Source organism: Loktanella sp. DJP18, from assembly GCF_049310965.1.
Lineage (GTDB): Bacteria > Pseudomonadota > Alphaproteobacteria > Rhodobacterales > Rhodobacteraceae > Loktanella.
In genome coordinates this window covers 1-1803 of the sequence record NZ_JBMERN010000292.1, presented here as the reverse complement: position 1 = coordinate 1803, position 1803 = coordinate 1, and the positions used below count along the sequence as shown (strand labels likewise).

The window sequence follows — 1803 nt, the reverse complement described above, 5'->3', positions numbered from 1 at the left end:
CTCGACTTTGTACATTATGCGGCGAAGCATAGTGCCTCTGCCATGCGCACGATGCGGTCGGGCGGGATTTCTTGTGGTTTTCGGTTTGGCGGAGAGTGTTGGAAAATATCTCCGACCCACAGGGCAAGACGCACGCAAGCGATGGCGTCGGAGAAGGTGAGGCTGGTTTTGCGATACCATGCTGCGGCATAGGGCATGCTGGTCGTGCTCAGCAGATCGCAGGCCCACAGCGATATAAGGCTGTAGAGGCCGAGCAAGGCGGGTGTTGTTCGCGCGATTGCCTTGTCGGACCATTGCCGTTGGGTTTCCACACCGAGATGGGCGCGAGTTTCTGCAAAGGTGACTTCGACCTGCCAGCGGCGGACGAAGAGTGTGATGATGTCGGCAGGCGCGAGGGCGGTGTCGGTGCTGAAGAACGCCTGCGGAGTCCGCTTGCCCTCGGGGTCTCTGACAAGCACCCAGCGGATTGGTCGGGGCGGCGTGCCGGTGCGATACCACAGTGCGGTGTTTGAGGTGATCTCGATCGTCTTCTCTTGCTTGCGGCCATACCAGGAGGACACGGTTATTGTGTGCCATGGCGTAGCTGGGTCTGAGAGCAGGGTCTTCAGCTTGGGCAATGGCGCGCCCTTCTGCGCAGGGCGGCCGACGGCGCGCGCATGGCGCTCCGGAGGGGGCGCGAAGAGATTGGCGTCGAGCCGCAGTCGGCTGATGAGGGTTGCGCGGCCGTCGAGGGCGTGGGCCAGTTCGTGGACTGCGAAGCTGCTGTCGCCGACGAAGACGATGTCGCGACCGGGCAACCAGCGGCAAAGCTGGAGCGCCCCCTGGCGGGCCCAGTCGGTTAGGAGCTTGTGCCTGCGGCCACGCTGTAGGTTGGAGCGCTGTGACGGGGCGAGTAGGGTTAAGATCGGCAGGGCCTTCACGACGCCCGCCCAGGGGACCGGCGTCAGCACCATGAAACTCAACCAGCGCAGCCCGCTGGCCTTGACGAAATGGCCATGGCTGGAGCGGACGGGGTCGCGGTAGATGCCGCGCGCCGTGATCCTGCGTCCCCACCGGCGTTCAATGGTGTCGTCCATCCCGATGACCACCGGACCATCCGGCACGAGGCGGTTGACGACCATGCCCAGCAGGTGCCGCGCCATGAGGTGGGGGTTCCACCGGGCACGGTTGAGGAGCTGATGATAGCTTGAAAAGTTCTTCGCCCCGGCGCGCCCAGTCATCCGCAGGCAGGCGCTGACGGTGCGCTTGCCCGGTGCCAGCACCGCGCCCATGACCAGCACAAGCACGTATTCCCAGCTGGGAGCCGTAAAGCACATTCGCAGCTCCTGCAGCCAATCGCGCAGGATCTGGGGAACCGGATCGCCTGTCGGCGACGGGGAGGTGGGATGATTTTTCATCCCATGTTTCGAATCCCTTGTCGCTGACCATGCAAGTAGGCGAACCTGCGGCAAAGTGAATCACGCGCCCTGAGGTGCTCCCATGTATGATCGGCACATGCAGTTTGACGATATCCCCGCCCGTATCGAAGCCTTCGACGACGCCAATGGTGGTGGCGTCGGCTACTACAAGGACAAGGGTGCCTACCATCTCTACCTGCTGGAGACGGAGGCGCCGATTGCCCGGCTGAAGCCGACAGGCAACGGCGACGAGGTCCGGCTCGGATACTGGTCACACCGGCGCAAATGGGAGGATGTCGATGACATGGGTGGCGTCATCATGCCCCTCGACGAAGCGCTCGCGTTCATCGCGAACGAGGGCATCTTCTGGACCTGGACCTGACCCAAAAATGTACAAAGTCGAGCT

General features: G+C 63.0%; 2 protein-coding genes. One reads left to right on the top strand and one right to left on the bottom strand.

All coding sequences use genetic code 11. From position 1 onward, the window contains the following. Window positions 1-14: 14 nt before the first annotated feature. Entirely contained in the window at window positions 15-1397 is a 1383-nt protein-coding gene (locus tag ACOI1H_RS25315; protein WP_422441055.1) for a transposase, read from the bottom strand. A 97-nt stretch (window positions 1398-1494) separates the two neighbouring features. Here ACOI1H_RS25315 and ACOI1H_RS25310 point away from each other — a divergent pair, with 97 nt between their 5' ends. Next, entirely contained in the window at window positions 1495-1779 is a 285-nt protein-coding gene (locus ACOI1H_RS25310; protein ID WP_422441054.1) for a hypothetical protein, read from the top strand. Window positions 1780-1803: the final 24 nt, after the last annotated feature.

What these genes read in the sequence shown, in the direction of transcription:
- ACOI1H_RS25315 (WP_422441055.1), bottom strand. Translation starts at nt 1,397, where the DNA reads ATGAAAAATCATCCCACCTCCCCGTCGCCGACAGGCGATCCGGTTCCC.
- ACOI1H_RS25310 (WP_422441054.1), top strand. Translation starts at nt 1,495, where the DNA reads ATGCAGTTTGACGATATCCCCGCCCGTATCGAAGCCTTCGACGACGCC.